Genomic DNA, 15,782 nt, shown 5'->3' with positions numbered 1-15,782 from the left:
GAAAGAGAAAAAATGGATGAGAAAACAAATGTAATGAGACTTTTGGATCAAAAGAAGATAAAGTATAATCATTATTCGTATATAGATACTCCGGCTACAAATGGTGTAGAAGTTGCAAATCTCTTAAATCAGGATGAGAGAACGGTTTTTAAGACATTGGTAACAGTTGGAAAGAGTAAGGCAAACTATGTATTTGTAATACCGGTGGCAGAGGAGCTTAACTTAAAGGAGGCGGCAAAAGCTGTAGGTGAAAAATCTATAGAAATGTTGAAGTCAAAGGATTTATTGCCTCTTACAGGATATATACATGGGGGTTGTTCTCCGATAGGTATGAAAAAGAGATTTACCACTGTAGTTGATTCAACAGCTTTGAATTATGAAAATATTATATTCAGTGCAGGTAAAATCGGTTATCAGGTTGAGATGGATCCAAAGGAGCTGGAAAAATTTGTGCCTGTAAGTTTTGCCGCATTGACATAGGTTAAGTCCATGATAAATGTTGGTGTGTTGGCACATGTAGATGCCGGAAAAACTACATTGATAGAGGCGATACTCTACAAGACAGGAAAGCTTAGAAAAACAGGAAGAGTGGATTTCGGTGACAGCTTTTTAGATAATGATGAATATGAAAGAAAAAGAGGAATAACCATATTCTCAAAGCTTGCCAGAACAAGTATAGATGATATAGATATAAATATAATTGATACCCCGGGACATGTGGATTTCAGTGCCGAAATGGAAAGGACCATATCCATACTTGATATGGCTATTTTGGTAATCAGCGGAAGTGAAGGCGTACAATCACATTCACATACACTTTTCAGATTATTAAGAGAAGCAAATATACCTACTGTAATATTTGTAAATAAAATAGACAGTGACAAGTTTGACAAGGACAAAATATTGGAAGGCCTTAAAAAATCTCTTTCAAAAAATATAGTGGATTTTTCAAAGGAAAATAAGATGCTTTTAGAAGAGGTTGCAGCCTGTGATGAGAATCTTATAGAAAAGTTTATCGAAGGGGAAGAAATAACAAAATCGGATATAAGCTTTTGTATAGAGAATTCAAAAGTATTTCCTACAATATTCGGTTCCGGTCTTAAACTTATAAATATAGAAGGAATACTTGAACTAATAAAAGAGTATGTACATGAAAAGACTTATTCGGATGAAATTTCCGGAATAATATATAAGATAAAATATGACGAAAACGGAAACAGACTTTCCTTTATAAAACTTCTTGGTGGAAGTTTACAGGTTAAGGATACGCTATTTGATGAAAAGATAAATCAGATAAGAGCTTATGACGGTGAAAAATATATTGCAATCGATAAAGGAATTGCGGGTGATATTATTGCAGTAACAGGGCTTTCAAAAGTTCATGCCGGAGATACATTTGGAGATATAAAAAGACCTGTACAAAAGCTGTTACCGGTTTTAAGCTACAATATGGTTTTTCCGGATGATATAAGTATAAATCAAATATATCCTAAACTTTTACAGATATTTGACGAGATACCTGAAATAAAAATGGAGTATGACGAAGAACTTGCTAAAATTAAGGTAAACTTGATGGGAGAAGTTCAGATAGATCTTATAAAAAATATTATCGGTGAGAGACTTGGGTTAAACTGCGATCTTATAGACGGCGGTATTATTTATAAGGAAACTATAACCGGATATATTGAGGGTGTAGGGCACTTTGAACCGTTAAGGCATTATGCCGAAGTGCATATACTTATCAGTGAAGGAGAGCGAGGAAGCGGCATAGTATTTGTGAATGAAGTGTCTGATGATGAGCTTCCTAAAAATTATCAGAGTCAGGTAAGAAATATTGTTGAGACCTCAAAATTCAGAGGTGTACTTACAGGCAGTGAGCTTACTGATGTGGTGCTTACCTTGGTAGCAGGCAGAGCACATGAAAAGCATACCGAAGGCGGAGATTTCCTTGAAGCGGTAAACCGAGCTGTAAGGCATGGATTGATGTATGCCAAATCGATTTTATTGGAGCCGTACTATGATTTTGAAATAAACATACCTATGACTTCACTTGGTAGGCTTTTAAATGATTTAAACAATATGAATGCAGAGGATATAAGCTATGAGGGTGGAGAGACTCTCAGAGTGACGGGATATGCGCCTACCGTCAATATACAAAACTATGGAAGTACGCTTTTATCATATACAAAAGGTCTTGGACAGATAGGCTTCGGTCTAAGAGGATTTTTACCATGCCATAATGCGGATAAGATTATAGAGAGCAGTTCGTATATTGCAGAGTTTGATACAAAGAATACTCCGGACTCCGTATTTTGTTCTCATGGTGAGAGCTTTATAGTGCCATGGAGTGAAGTATTTAACTATATGCATTTGCCTTTAAAGAAGTTTGAGCTTGTAAAAGAAGAGGAAAAAATAGAGACAGTACGTTCCACCTATGATGCCACAAAAGCCGACAGCGAAGAGCTTATGGCCATATTTGAAAGAACATACGGTAAGGTGACTCCAAGAATAGGAGACTGGGATGCACCTGTAAAGAGGGCACCTGAAAGAGAGTATGTTTATAAAGAAAGAGCAAAAAAGAAACATTACTTGCTGGTTGACGGATATAATATTATTTTTGCTTCAAAGTCGTTAAATGAACTTGCACAGATAAATATAGATGCGGCAAGAGACAGACTTATAGAGCTTTTGATAGATTACAAGGCTTATAAGGATTACGAAATAATTGCAGTATTTGATGCCTACAGACTTGTAAATCATCCTACGGAGGTACAGAATTTCTCGGGTGTATATGTGGTATATACAAAGACAGCTGAAACAGCCGATCAGTATATAGAAAAGACAACACATGAAATGATAAAAAGATATGATGTCACTGTAGCTACATCAGACGGTATAGAGCAGATCATTATAAGAGGTAAGGGGGCAATACTTATCTCTGCAAGGGAGTTTTTAAAGGATCTTGAGGATACCAAAGAGGCTTTCAGAAAAGAACATATAGAAAAAGCCTCAATCACAAACAGATTGTTTGATTCTTTAGAGGGAGAGTTAAAAGAGAAAATCGAAAACATCAGACTTGGTATAAAAGAAGAGCCCTAGCAAATGCCGGGGCTCTTTCTTTTAATTGGATTCAAATATTTGAATAAAGAATCAGGTATGACAGCTGCCTGAGCAACCGCCACATCCTCCACCACAAGAGGACTTCCCGTTTTTCTTATCTTTATAAATTGATCTTATAATAAGACCTACTACGCCGACCAATGCAGCTGAAATAACAACTGTTGCTGCCATAATGATCTCCTTTCTTTAATAAAACAATTTATGCGTAAGCTTTTAGAATATATTATTTTTCTTCAGAAGGCTTGCGCACAAGACCGTAAATAATAGCTGCGATTCCGATAAATCCGAAGATTGTACCGATACCGAACTTACCTGTAATTACAAGTGATCCTACCTGATATATAATCATAGCTACTATATATGCAAAAATACATTGATATCCTACAGCAGTCCAGAACCATTTTATACTGCTCATCTCTCTTCTGATAGCACTCATCGCTGCGATACAAGGAGCACACAGAAGGTTGAATACAAGGTATGAATATGCTGAAAGAGGTGTGTAGTCGGCACGTAAAAGCTGCCAGATACCCTCACCGGTATCCTTATTGAAATCGGAAACATGGTATAGAATACCGAATGTACCTACTACATTCTCTTTTGCCATAAGTCCTGTGATGGCTGCAACTGCAGGCTTCCATGTACCCCATCCGAGAGGAGCAAAGATCCAAGCAAAAGTATTACCGATATGTGCAAGTAGCGATAGATCCATCTGATCTTCAGCAAGATATGTAAATGAACCGTCTACAAATCCGAAATAGCTGAGGAACCATATAAGGATAGTTGCAAGTGTAATAACGGTACCTGCCTTCTTTACGAAGCTCCAACCTCTTTCAGCCATTGATCTGATGATTGAACCTGCTGTAGGAAGGTGATATGCAGGAAGCTCTATAACGAACGGTGAAGGATCGCCTGAAAACAGCTTGGTCTTCTTAAGCATGATACCTGAGACGACAATAGCGGCAATACCTACAAAGTAAGCTGATGAAGCAACCCACGCGTCATTATTAAACAATGCACCTGATATAAGTGCTATAACAGGAAGCTTTGCAGAACATGGAATAAATGTGGTTGTAATAATCGTCATTCTTCTGTCATGCTCACTCTCAATAGTTCTTGAAGCCATAATTCCCGGAACACCGCAACCTGTACCTATAAGAATAGGAATAAAGCTCTTTCCTGAAAGTCCGAATCTTCTGAATACTCTGTCCATAACGAATGCAATTCTCGCCATATATCCACAGCCCTCTAAGAAAGCGAGGAAGAAGAAGAGTGTAAGCATCTGAGGAAGGAATCCGAGTACGGCACCTACACCGGCAATAATACCGTTTACAATAAGACCGACAAGCCACTCGGCAACGCCGGCAGATTCAAGGAAACCTTGAACACCGGGCTGAATAATTTCTGCAACCAAAACATCATTTACCCAGTCGGTCATTGTTGTACCTACAGTAGTAATTGAAATATAATAAACGACAAACATGATAGCTGCGAATATCGGAAGACCCAAAATTCTGTTTGTAACTATTTTATCAATCCTATCTGAAAGACTTACATAGTCTTTATTTTTAACCTTATAAAAACTTGCAATAACTGTTGAGATATAATTGTATCTCTCAGATGTAATAATACTTTCGGCTTCATCATCCATAGTATCTTCACATTTTGTTATAATCTTTTCAATTTCAGCCAATGTGCTGTCTGAAAGATTTAACTGCTCCATAGCCTTGTCATCTCTTTGGAACAACTTAACACCGTACCATCTTCTTTGAAGCTCAGGTACACTGCTTGGAAGAAGAGCAATGATATCTTTGATAGCTTCTTCTACATTCTTATCAAACTCATGCTTTTCCTTTGGAAGAGTATGACTCTTAGCTATTTCAATAGCTTTTTCTGCAGCTTCCATAACACCTGTACCCTTAAGTGCGGATATTTCCACAACAGGACATCCAAGCTTTTCACTCATCTTATCAAGGTCAAGCTTGTTTCCGCTCTTTTCAAGTACATCGAGCATGTTTACCGCGATTACAACAGGTACACCTAACTCTGTAACCTGTGAAGTAAGATATAAGTTTCTCTCAAGGTTTGTACCGTCAATGATATTAAGTATCGCATCAGGCTTTTCATTGAGAACATAGTTTCTTGCTACAACTTCCTCCAATGTATATGGAGAGAGAGAATAAACACCCGGAAGGTCTGTAATAATAACATCTTTATGTCCTTTAAGCTTTCCTTCCTTCTTTTCAACAGTAACACCCGGCCAGTTTCCAACTGTCTGGTTTGAACCTGTCAAGGCATTAAATAAAGTAGTTTTACCGGTATTAGGATTTCCGGTAAGCGCAATTCTGATTGCCATATTAGCTCCTTATCTGTTTATTTCAATTTTTTCCGCATCTTCTTTTCTAATAGAAAGCTCGTATCCTCTAACTGTAACCTCGATAGGGTCACCAAGAGGAGCTACCTTACGAACATGAATTGATGTGCCTTTTGTAACACCCATATCCATGATTCTTCTCTTTACAGGACCTTCGCCATGAACTCTGGCAACAGTAACAGTCTCACCGATTTTTACATCTCTTAAAGTATCCATTCCATTCTCCTTTCCGCATTATAATAAGTGATTTCTGAAAACATACAATGGAAATTCCATTGGCGAATGTAAATAAGCTGCTTACATTCTACTACCTAAAATTGTCAGGCAACTTAGATCATTATTTTTGAGGCCAATTCCTTGCTGATTGCTACTCTTGAATCCTTGATATTAACTATCAAGTTTCCTGCCATAGCATTGACAACAGTGATTTTGCCGTCTACAACAAAGCCAAGGGTTGCTAAAAAAGTCTTATCTTTTTCACGACCTCCAATTTGCTTTATTGTGTATTCTTCACCTAAGTTAGCCATAAGTAATGGCATCATAACTCCTCCTTTTCATGAAACATGTCTAATACATTCTATAGGTTAGCATACACTAACATTAAATGCAAGATTTTTTTAAGGAAAAGTTAGAGTTTACTTACTGAATTTGCCAAATATTAGCAAAAACTAACTAAAAAGTATTTAATAAAATACAATATTCACGTGGAAAAGCCTTGTTTTGGGGTAAATTTTCTATTTACAAGAATTTAAGTTTATGCTATATTATTACCGTAATAAATTTTATAAAATATAATTGTTAAATTTAGTTAAAGCTAACTTAAGGAGGTTAATATGTTTTTACTTAATGGTTTTGGATGGAAGAAGTTCGGTTTGTTTGCAGCAGGTACACTCTTTGGTACAGCAGGAATTAAGTTGCTTTCAAGCAAGGATGCTAAGAAGGCATATGCACAGGGTACAGCAGCAGTGCTTCGTATGAAGGAATGTGTAATGGATACAGTTTCATGTGTACAGGAGAATGCAAGTGATATTTTAGCAGAGGCTAAGGATATCAACGAAGAGCGTGCAGCAAAGGAAGCTGAAGGTAACATCGAAGAGTAATTTCTCTTATCAGTAATATAAAGTTTTTAGTATAAGGAAGAGTCTGACTCTTCCTTAAGTTATAAGAAGATGTAGAGGGATAAAAAGTGAATTGTAGAATTTTGCATGAGTCAAACAGAAGAATGCGTGTGCGCATGGCTCAAAAAAGAATGTCGGTAAAAGAAGCGGATTTGCTTCAGTATTATTTGGAAGGCTTTGATTTTATCAGAAAAGCCGTTGTATATGAAAGAACCTGCGATGTCGCTATTTATTATAAGGATAATACAAGAGATGCAGTTATAAATAAACTTAAAAAATTTGATTATAATAATCCTAAGCTCCTTGAGAGTATGCCAAGTACTTCAGGAAGACAGATAACAAGAGATTTTCAGGAGAAGATGGTGGGAATGCTCATGTTTACAGGCGTGAGAAATATGTTTTTCCCAAATATAATCAACAATATTTATACAATTGTTAAGGCTGCTCCTTACATATATAAAGGACTTAAGTGTTTGTTTAAGTTAAAGTTTGAGGTTGATTTGCTTGATGCACTTTCAATAGGAATATCTATTGCACAGGGTAATTTCTCAACAGCAGGTTCACTTATGCTTTTGCTTGGTGTAGGTAATGAGCTTGAGGACTGGACACATAAGAAGTCTGTAGACGACCTTGCGAGAAGTATGTCATTAAATGTAGATAAGGTATGGCTTGTAACAGATGACGGCGAGGTTTCGGTTCCTATTTCACAGATTCAGTCAGGTGACATAATCAGAGTACATACAGGAAATGTAGTGCCTGTTGACGGAGAGATGGTAAGTGGTGAGGCTATGTTAAATCAGGCATCTCTTACAGGTGAATCCGTTCCTGTGGAAAAAAGAACAGGATCAAGAGTTTATGCAGGAACAGTAGTAGAAGAGGGAGAATGTCTGTTAAAGGTAACTGTTACTACAGGACAGAGCAGATATGATAAAATCGTATCTATGATTGAGGAGAGTGAAAAGCTTAAATCAAATACTGAAAATATGGCAAACAGACTTGCAGACAGACTTGTACCTTATTCATTACTTGCAACAGGACTTACATATCTGTTTACAAGAAATGTAACAAGAGCATTGTCTGTTCTTATGGTGGATTTCTCATGTGCATTGAAGCTTTCCATGCCTCTTGCGGTACTTTCTGCAATGAGAGAGGCCGGAAATAGTAAAATCACTGTAAAGGGTGGAAAGTTCATGGAGGCAATTGCAAATGCGGATACTATAGTATTTGACAAGACAGGTACTCTGACTTATGCTTGCCCAAAGGTAGAAAGAATTATCGGAATTGACGGAGATGATGAGAATCAGCTCTTAAAGATTGCTGCATGTCTTGAGGAGCACTATCCTCACTCTATTGCAAATGCTGTGGTAAAAGAGGCTAAAGAAAGAAAGATTCGTCATAAAGAGATGCATTCAGAGGTGCAGTATATAGTTGCACATGGTATTGCAAGTAAAATAGAAGGTGACAAAGTTGTAATAGGAAGTTATCATTTTGTAATTGAGGATGAAAAAGCTTTTCTTAGTGAAGATGCTAAGAAAAAGCTTTCAGAGCTTGATCACAGATATTCACATCTGTTTATGGCTATTGCAGGAAGACTTGCAGCTATTATTGAGATTGCAGATCCTCTAAGAGCTGAAGCAAAAGATGTTTTAAAGAAATTAAAAGCTCTCGGAATTAAAAAGACAGTTATGATGACAGGAGATAATATCCACACGGCCGAAGCTATTGCAAAAGAGGTAGGAGTAGATAAATTCTATGCGGAAGTATTGCCTGAGGATAAGGCAAGCTATGTGGAGAAAGAAAAGGCAAAGGGCAGAACCGTAATAATGATCGGTGACGGTATAAACGACTCACCTGCATTATCGGCTGCAGACTGCGGTATTGCAATCAGTGAAGGTGCGGCAATTGCCAGAGAGATAGCTGATGTATGTATATCAGCTGATGATTTAAATGATCTTGTAAGATTAAAAGAACTTTCAAATAAGCTTACAAGAAGAGTTCACTCAAACTTCAGATTTATTATGGGATTTAACGGTTCTCTGATAGGTCTTGGTATTTTGGGAATACTTGCTCCGGGAACATCATCACTGCTTCACAATTTGTCAACTGTAGGTATATCACTTTCAAGTATGACAAATCTCTTACCGGAGAATTAAGAAAAATGATTTTAATATATTCGGACATCTTTTGATGTCCGATTTTTACAAAGATAACCAAAAAAGTTGCAAATATTTGATAATTGTGACATTTTTATGTATAATATCAGTATAAACAGTAAGTGGGAATTCAATAAAGAAGGAGGTAATTATGGTTATACAGGAAGCTGCCGAGATGTATCTGGAGACAATTTTAAGTTTAAAGAAAAAGACAGGCGTGGTAAGGGCAGTTGACATTGCAAGAGAGATGGGATATTCAAAACCTACAATAAGTGAGCAAATGAAAAAGTTCAGAGAAAACGGATATATTGAAGTGGACGATGATGGACATATCACATTGACTGAAAAGGGATTGGAGATTGCAGAATCTACACTTGAAAGACATATAGCTTTGGGTGAGATTTTACAAAAGATGGGTGTAAGCAAGGAAACTGCAATAGAGGATGCATGTAGAATAGAGCATTATATCAGTGAAGAGACATTTGAATGCTTTAAGGAATATTTTAAAGATAAGTAATTTAAGTAAAGCCTATAAATCTGTTACAGATTTATAGGCTTTTGTCAAAAAAATATCTAAATGTATTTTATCAGATACTTTATTGAAAAATATTTATTTACACTGTAAACTTAACCCGATTTATATTAAGTTAGTTGGAAGTAAGAGGTAAAATATGGGATTACATATAGTAAATGAGGCCAATAAATGTCTGCAATGTAAAAAGCCGCTGTGCAGCAGTCATTGTCCTATAACAACATCAATACCACAGGTTATATCACTTTTTAAAGAAGGAAAGATAATGGAAGCCGGAGAAATTCTTTTTGAAAACAATCCTTTATCTTTGGTTTGCTCCATAGTTTGTGACCATGAAGCACAGTGCCTGGGCAATTGTATAATGAACAGAAAAAATAATCCGGTAAGATTTTGCGATATAGAAAAGTTTATATCGGACTTCTATCTGGACAGAATGGAATTTGTTAAAAAGCCGAGAAAGAATGTTATGGTCGCAGTCATAGGCGGTGGTCCTGCAGGTATGACTGTAGCGATTAAGATGATAAAAGAAGGCTATGATGTAACTATTTTTGATGAAAAAAATACAATAGGTGGAGTGCTTCAGTACGGTATTCCTGATTTCAGATTGCCTAAGTCTTTAATGCAAAGATACTATGACAGGATGGAAAAAATGGGGATAAAGATAAGGAATAATACTGCGGTAGGTGGGGCCTTGGAAATAAAGGATCTTTTCAGAGACGGTTACAAGGCCGTATTTGTAGGTACCGGAGTGTGGAGAGCCAAGACTCTTGGTATTGCAGGTGAGAGTATGCCGAATGTACATTTCAGTGTGGATTATCTGGCAAATCCTGACGGACATAAGCTTGGAGACAGTGTTGCTATAATCGGTATGGGAAATGCCGCAATGGATGTGGCAAGAACAGCTCTTAGGAGAGGTTCAAGAACGGTAAAGCTCTATGCCAGAAGTAAAAGAGTTGCAGCAAACTCTGTAGAGGTGGAGGCTGCCAAATACGAAGGTGCAGAATTTATCTTCGGTAAGGCGATTGAAGCCATTACATATGACGGTCCTGTATTTAAGACTGCAATATTTGATGAAGAAGACAATGTAATCGACTATGAAAAAGAACTCGACTATGTAGATGCCGATTCCACAATAATATCGGTAAGTAACGGACCTAAGAATAAGCTTGTTCTTACAACAGACGGACTTAGAGCATCTGATAAAGGGCTTTTGATAGTAGATGAAAACTGTATGACAACTGTTGAAGGTGTTTTTGCTGCAGGTGATGTGGTTCACGGCTCAAAAACTGTAGTTGATGCAGTCGCTCAGGCCAAGGTTGCCGTAGAAGGTATGCTCAATTATTTGGAGAATTTATAAATAAAATTTATAAATAAAATATACTGAGACCTTGACAAAGGTAAAATCAAGTAATATTATATTGTGCATAAACGAAGAAGAGAAAAGTAGCATATTTGGAAATTACAGAGAGAGTTGGAGGCTGAGAGCAACTTATGGAAATATATGTGAAGACCGTCTCGGAGTGGCTTTAATACAGCACGTTGATTACGTTATAATCAAATGAGGGGTATATTTATATATCTGAATTAAGGTGGAACCGCGTCAATCGCCCTTAAACGAAAGTTTAGGGGCGATTTTTTATTATTGGAAATGGAGGAAATATGAAGATAACATTAAAAGACGGCTCAGTAAAAGAATATGAGAGCAAAAAAAGTATTATTGATATTGCTAAGGACATCAGTGAGGGTTTGGCAAGAAATGTGGTTGCCGGTGAAGTAAACGGTGTTATGCATGATTTAAGAGATGAACTTGAAGCTGATTGTGAGCTCAATCTTATTACACTAAAGGATAAGGAAGGACTTTCAGTTATAAGACATTCAGCATCACATGTACTTGCAGAGGCTGTAAAAAGAGTTTTCCCGGATGCCAAGCTTGCTATCGGACCAAGCATTGCGGAAGGATTTTACTATGATTTTGATCATGAGCCTTTCTCAAGAGAAGATCTTGACAAGCTTGAGGCCGAAATGAAAAAGATTATAAAAGAAGGTGCTAGTATAGAAAAATTTGAGCTTCCAAGAGAAGAAGCTATCAAGTTTATGGAAGAAAAAAATGAGCCTTATAAGGTAGAGCTTATAAAAGATTTACCGGAGGGTGAGAAGATATCTTTCTATAAGCAGGGAGACTTCACTGATCTTTGTGCCGGACCTCATCTTCAAAGAACAAAGGATATAAAGGCATTTAAACTTATATCATCATCAATGGCATATTGGAGAGGAGATTCAAATAAGGCAAAGCTTCAAAGAATATACGCTACAGCTTATAATTCAAAAGAGGAGCTTGAGGCACATTTAAAACATCTTGAGGATATTAAGCTTAGAGATCACAACAAGCTTGGAAGAGAGATGGAACTCTTTACAACTGTAGATGTAGTGGGTCAGGGACTCCCTCTTATGCTACCGAAGGGTACAAAGATGATTCAGAAACTTCAAAGATGGATTGAAGATCTTGAGGACAATGAGTGGGGCTATGTAAGAACAAAGACTCCTCTTATGGCAAAGTCGGATCTTTATAAGATTTCAGGACACTGGGATCACTATCAGGACGGTATGTTTATTTTGGGAGATCCTCAGCATGACGGAGAAATCCTTGCACTCAGACCTATGACATGTCCGTTCCAGTACTATGTATACAAGAATACTCAAAAATCCTACAGAGACCTTCCATATCGTATGGGTGAGACTTCAACACTTTTCAGAAATGAAGATTCGGGAGAAATGCACGGACTTACAAGAGTAAGACAGTTTACTATTTCCGAAGGTCACAATGTAATAAGACCGGATCAGGCTGAAGAAGAGCTTCAAAGCTGTCTTAACCTTGCAATATATGTACTTGAAACACTTGGTCTTAGAGATGATGTAACATTCAGACTTTCAAAGTGGGATAAGAATAATAAGGAAAAATACCTTGGAGATGAGGCGTATTGGGAAGGAACACAGGCTGCACTTAGAAATATTCTGGTAGAAAAGGGACTTCCTTTTACAGAGGCTGACGGTGAGGCTGCATTCTACGGACCTAAGATTGATATTCAGGCAAAGAATGTTTACGGCAAAGAGGATACAATGATCACAATTCAGCTCGATGCCGCTATTGCAGAAAACTTTGACCTTTACTATATAGACCAAAACGGTGCAAAGGTAAGACCTTATATTGTACACAGAACATCTCTTGGATGCTATGAGAGAACACTTGCATGGCTTATAGAAAAATATGCGGGAAAGTTCCCTACATGGTTATGTCCTGAGCAGGTAAGAATTCTTCCTATATCAGACAAGTATGCAGACTATGCAAACTCCGTTTTGAAAGAACTTAAGAGAAACGGTATTGACGCTACTGTTGATACCAGAACGGAGAAGATAGGATTTAAGATAAGAGATGCAAGACTTTCAAGACTTCCATATATGCTTGTAGTAGGTGAAAAGGAAGAAGCTGAAGGAAGCGTATCTGTAAGAAGCAGATTTGCAGGAGATGAGGGAAGTAAAAAGCTTTCAGATTTCGTCGATATGATCTGCAAAGAGATAAGAACAAAAGAAATCAGAAAAGAAGAAGTAACTGAATAAAATGTGAATTTAAAAGATGGCAAAGACCTTTAAAAGATCTTTGCCATCTCTTTATTTTTGTTTATCAAGTGCATTTTTCAATAAATGAAGCGGGAAAGGCGGTGAGGCCAAAGGTTTTACGGCAATCGACATCAAAAGTACAGGATTGTCGTCCGCGGCGCTTCTGTTAGTGTTAAGCTTACCGCATTTTTTACATCTGTGAACTATTGCCCATTCACCCTTATCCTTAACCCAGATAGAAATAGGCTCCATAATGCCTTTGCAATCGCTTTTCCTATCGCCGGGTTCATTGTCCACATGAATGGAAGATAGGCAGTAGGGGCAATGGTTTCTGTGATGTGTACCTGCACCCTCAGGATTTATCATCTTACCGCAATTGGCACAGGGGAAAGAGTCGTTGCATGCTTCATATCTGTAGTCGGGTTCTATCTTTACGGCATTTTTCTTTTTGACTGTACCGGTTTTCTTGTGTGATGAAGGGGCGCTGTTAAGGTTTTTTAGAGCCTCTTCCAAATCAAATTTATCTTGACTCATATTTTCTTCTCCATTGTCTATTTCTTACAATATACTTCATTTGGTTTAATCAAACAGGCACTTTGAATTGCCTGATGTGTCTGATATAATTATATTGTATAAAAGTTATATAGATACTTGTTTTTGTATTATACCCAAGAAATTTACATATGTAAAATATATTTTTACAGTGTTGATTACTATATATTTTAATGGATTTCGGATGAGATGTAGGAGAAAAAATGAAGAAGAGATTAGTTGTTTTGGCGGCGGCTTTGTCAATGAGTATGGGACTTTCCATGGTCTCGTATGCAGGAAGTTGGCAGCATGATTCAAAGGGGACATGGTATTTGACGGATGATTACAAATATCCCGTATCACAGTGGAAAAATATCGACGGAAACTGGTATTATTTCAATACAAAGGGATATACTTTAACAGGCTGGCAGTGGGTGGACGGTAAAGCTTATTTCTTTAATGACGGAAGAAACAGCACTTTTCCGCAAAGTGCAATGCTAAGGAATACCAAATCACCTGACGGATATGATTTAAACGGAGAGGGTGCCTGGACGCAGAACGGAATTGTAATGACAAAATCCGGACAGGCAGGACTTGATGTGGCAATGCATATCACAGGAGAGAATACAGGTGAAAGAGCGGAGCTTTTCATTAAGTTAAATGAGTACAGAAAAAGCAAGGGATTGCCTGAAATGGTGATAAGCAGTGAACTTATGGCTGCGGCACAGCAAAGAGCAAAGGAGAGTGCGGTATCGTTTGCACATACCAGACCTGACGGACAGGCTTTTTATACTGTGAACAATATAACGAATAATTATATCGGAGTATCTGAGATATTGACAATGGACAATTCCTCATCTACAGATATAAAGATTACATCATTTAAGAATTCACCAAAGCATAATGAACTTATGCTTCAAAGTGAGGGGTTTATAGAAAATCTGCCGGCATCTACAATATATGCCGGAGTCGGATATTATTACAGCAACGGATTTTATTATGTAGCAATGCTTTTCGGACATCAGAAATAAAAAAAGCCGCCACAGGTATATACTTACAGCTATATATCGATGGCGGCTTTTTTTAAATATTTACTTTTCTTAAATCGTCAAAAAATCCCGGATATGATATTTCAACACAGTTTTTATTATCAAGTTTTATTTCACCGTCTGAAATAAGCCCGAGAATTGCAAATGTCATTGCGATTCTGTGATCGTCATGAGTAGATATGGTGACATTTCCCAAAAGCTTGTTTGTTCCCTCAATCTCCATACCGTCTTCGGTTTCAACTACATTTACACCGAGTTTTGAAAGTTCCTCACACATTACCTTTATTCTGTTGGATTCTTTTACTTTAAGCTCTGTAGCATCCTTTATAATCGTTTTACCTTCGGCCATTGAAGCTACGGCGGCAAGTAAAGGCAGTTCATCTATAAGAGTCGGTATAATATCTCCTCCTATAGTAGTTGCATGAAGCCTTGAATAAGATACTTTGATATCGGCTACAGGCTCAAACTCATCATTTGAATTGATTATTTCTATATTTGCACCCATATCTTTTAAAACTTTTATTACACCGTCTCTTGTAGGGTTTATACCTACATTCTCAAGTATAAGCTCGGAATCCGGAACCAAAGTGGCGGCAGCCATAAAAAATGCCGCTGATGATATATCGGAAGGAACGTCTATATCGGTCGCAAAAAGTTCCTTACATGGATTTATTGTAGCGGAAGTTTTTGTCGTATATAAATCTGCACCGAATTTTTTTAGCATCAATTCGGTATGGTCTCTTGATTTTGCAGGCTCAATCACAGTAGTCGGAGAATCTGCATATAATCCTGCAAGAAGTATGGCGGATTTTACCTGCGCACTTGCAACATGAGAGTTATATTCAATTCCGTGAAGTGAGCTTCCTGTGATGGTAAGAGGTGCAAAACCGTTATTACTTTTAATATCGGCTCCCATCAATGTCAGAGGAGCTATAATTCTGTTCATAGGCCTTTTTTGTATGGATTTGTCACCTGTAAGGACAGAAGTGAAATTTTGTGCGGATAAAATGCCGCTGACAAGTCTGGTTGTAGTACCGCTGTTGCCGCAGTCAAGTATTTCTCCCGGGTTACTTAGGCCGTAAAGCCCCTTCCCCTTTACTGTAACGGCAGTATTTTGTATTTCTATATCAATTCCAATTTTTTTAAAAATTGATATTGTTGAGATACAGTCGGCACCTGTTAAAAAACCTTTTATATTTGTAATACCCTTTGATATGGCTCCGAACATTACAGCTCTGTGAGATATTGATTTATCGCCGGGAACCCTTAATCTACCTTTTATCATATTTCCTC

14 protein-coding genes and 1 other annotated feature are annotated in these 15,782 nt (G+C 37.4%); of the genes, 8 read left to right on the top strand and 6 right to left on the bottom strand.

Annotated elements, in window-relative coordinates; genetic code table 11:
* The first annotated feature begins 12 nt into the window (after positions 1 to 12).
* Both ybaK and HMPREF1140_RS03845 read left to right on the top strand, forming a co-directional pair.
* Positions 13 to 480 (top strand): Cys-tRNA(Pro) deacylase, encoded by a 468-nt coding sequence (gene ybaK, locus HMPREF1140_RS03850; RefSeq protein WP_009662685.1) that lies wholly within the window; start codon positions 13 to 15, stop codon positions 478 to 480.
* 9 nt (positions 481 to 489) lie between these two features.
* A complete protein-coding gene (locus HMPREF1140_RS03845; RefSeq protein WP_009662440.1) occupies positions 490 to 3,099 on the top strand; it encodes a translation factor GTPase family protein in 2,610 nt (869 codons plus the stop codon).
* 51 nt (positions 3,100 to 3,150) lie between these two features.
* Here the strand turns inward: HMPREF1140_RS03845 and HMPREF1140_RS03840 are convergent, their stop codons facing one another.
* From HMPREF1140_RS03840 to HMPREF1140_RS03825, 4 genes are all read right to left on the bottom strand, one after another.
* Complete coding sequence (locus HMPREF1140_RS03840) at positions 3,151 to 3,291, bottom strand: FeoB-associated Cys-rich membrane protein (protein WP_009662523.1); 141 nt, start codon at positions 3,289 to 3,291, stop codon at positions 3,151 to 3,153.
* 52 nt (positions 3,292 to 3,343) lie between these two features.
* Positions 3,344 to 5,473 carry a ferrous iron transport protein B gene (gene feoB, locus HMPREF1140_RS03835; RefSeq protein WP_009662684.1) on the bottom strand — a complete coding sequence of 710 codons (2,130 nt, stop codon included), beginning with the start codon at positions 5,471 to 5,473 and terminating at the stop codon, positions 3,344 to 3,346.
* Between the two features lie 9 nt (positions 5,474 to 5,482).
* Positions 5,483 to 5,707: a FeoA family protein gene (locus HMPREF1140_RS03830; RefSeq protein ID WP_009662413.1), complete on the bottom strand. Its 225-nt coding sequence runs from the start codon at positions 5,705 to 5,707 to the stop codon at positions 5,483 to 5,485.
* 113 nt (positions 5,708 to 5,820) lie between these two features.
* Entirely contained in the window at positions 5,821 to 6,033 is a 213-nt protein-coding gene (locus tag HMPREF1140_RS03825; protein ID WP_007591319.1) for a FeoA family protein, read from the bottom strand.
* Positions 6,034 to 6,324: 291 nt separating this feature from the next.
* Between HMPREF1140_RS03825 and HMPREF1140_RS03820 the strand changes: the two genes are divergently transcribed.
* From HMPREF1140_RS03820 to thrS, 5 genes are all read left to right on the top strand, one after another.
* Positions 6,325 to 6,591 carry a DUF6110 family protein gene (locus HMPREF1140_RS03820; protein WP_007591321.1) on the top strand — a complete coding sequence of 89 codons (267 nt, stop codon included), beginning with the start codon at positions 6,325 to 6,327 and terminating at the stop codon, positions 6,589 to 6,591.
* Positions 6,592 to 6,725: 134 nt separating this feature from the next.
* Positions 6,726 to 8,762, top strand: coding sequence for a heavy metal translocating P-type ATPase (locus HMPREF1140_RS03815; protein WP_009662584.1), 2,037 nt, complete (start codon positions 6,726 to 6,728; stop codon positions 8,760 to 8,762).
* Between the two features lie 151 nt (positions 8,763 to 8,913).
* The gene (locus HMPREF1140_RS03810) at positions 8,914 to 9,279 is read left to right on the top strand and encodes a metal-dependent transcriptional regulator (RefSeq protein ID WP_009662657.1); all 366 of its coding nucleotides are present in this window, start codon (positions 8,914 to 8,916) and stop codon (positions 9,277 to 9,279) included.
* Between the two features lie 154 nt (positions 9,280 to 9,433).
* Positions 9,434 to 10,651, top strand: coding sequence for an FAD-dependent oxidoreductase (locus tag HMPREF1140_RS03805; protein ID WP_009662423.1), 1,218 nt, complete (start codon positions 9,434 to 9,436; stop codon positions 10,649 to 10,651).
* Between the two features lie 65 nt (positions 10,652 to 10,716).
* Positions 10,717 to 10,909: a binding site (T-box leader), on the top strand.
* A gap of 44 nt (positions 10,910 to 10,953) precedes the next feature.
* Positions 10,954 to 12,909, top strand: coding sequence for a threonine--tRNA ligase (gene thrS, locus HMPREF1140_RS03800; RefSeq protein WP_009662477.1), 1,956 nt, complete (start codon positions 10,954 to 10,956; stop codon positions 12,907 to 12,909).
* Positions 12,910 to 12,960: 51 nt separating this feature from the next.
* On the opposite strand, the gene HMPREF1140_RS03795 is transcribed toward thrS, so the two are convergent.
* Positions 12,961 to 13,443: an RNHCP domain-containing protein gene (locus HMPREF1140_RS03795; RefSeq protein WP_009662460.1), complete on the bottom strand. Its 483-nt coding sequence runs from the start codon at positions 13,441 to 13,443 to the stop codon at positions 12,961 to 12,963.
* A 221-nt stretch (positions 13,444 to 13,664) separates the two neighbouring features.
* Between HMPREF1140_RS03795 and HMPREF1140_RS03790 the strand changes: the two genes are divergently transcribed.
* Complete coding sequence (locus HMPREF1140_RS03790; RefSeq protein WP_009662644.1) at positions 13,665 to 14,471, top strand: CAP domain-containing protein; 807 nt, start codon at positions 13,665 to 13,667, stop codon at positions 14,469 to 14,471.
* A gap of 52 nt (positions 14,472 to 14,523) precedes the next feature.
* Here the strand turns inward: HMPREF1140_RS03790 and aroA are convergent, their stop codons facing one another.
* Complete coding sequence (gene aroA, locus HMPREF1140_RS03785; protein ID WP_009662561.1) at positions 14,524 to 15,774, bottom strand: 3-phosphoshikimate 1-carboxyvinyltransferase; 1,251 nt, start codon at positions 15,772 to 15,774, stop codon at positions 14,524 to 14,526.
* Between the last annotated feature and the right edge of the window lie 8 nt (positions 15,775 to 15,782).

The sequence above is a fragment of the Lachnoanaerobaculum sp. ICM7 genome (genome assembly GCF_000287675.1).
Taxonomy (GTDB): domain Bacteria; phylum Bacillota; class Clostridia; order Lachnospirales; family Lachnospiraceae; genus Lachnoanaerobaculum.
This window is presented reverse-complemented; position numbering and strand designations above follow the sequence as displayed.